Consider the following 428-nt stretch of genomic DNA (forward strand, 5'->3'; position numbering starts at 1 on the left):
AAGCGCCATTCTCCACCATTCACCTGGAGAACATGCTCAAGTTGTCGCAGATGGGCGCGGTGATTCTGCCGGCGGCGCCGGGCTTCTATCACCAGCCGCAAACCATCGACGACCTGGTCGACTTCGTTGTGGCGCGCATTCTCAACCTGCTGAACATTCCCCAGGACATGCTGCCGCGTTGGGGCGAGCACCATTTCGGGGTGGATGATTGAAACGGGCGCTGGCCGGCTTGCTGGCGCTGGGGTTGCTCAGTGGTTGTGCCACGGTGCGCACGCTGGATGCCAACAAGCCGGGGGGGCCGGTGGTGTATGCCGGTACGCGTCTGGATCTGTATGTGATCAACGGTGGTTGCTGCCCGCAGGATCGGTTTGGGGCTCAAGCCCCGAGCTATCCGGGGCTGGACCTGCCAGGTAGCATGCTGCTTGATA

At 62.1% G+C, this 428-nt stretch carries 1 protein-coding gene and 1 pseudogene; both read left to right on the plus strand.

Going from position 1 to position 428, the window contains the following annotated elements:
• A pseudogene (locus tag QWI17_RS19450) lies at positions 1-212 on the plus strand (hypothetical protein); the annotation flags it as partial.
• The coding region (locus QWI17_RS19455; protein WP_302724192.1) for a YceK/YidQ family lipoprotein at positions 209-428 on the plus strand (220 nt) is incomplete at its 3' end. The pseudogene QWI17_RS19450 and the gene QWI17_RS19455, both read left to right, overlap by 4 nt.

The organism is Gilvimarinus gilvus, from assembly GCF_030518155.1.
Lineage (GTDB): Bacteria > Pseudomonadota > Gammaproteobacteria > Pseudomonadales > Cellvibrionaceae > Gilvimarinus > Gilvimarinus gilvus.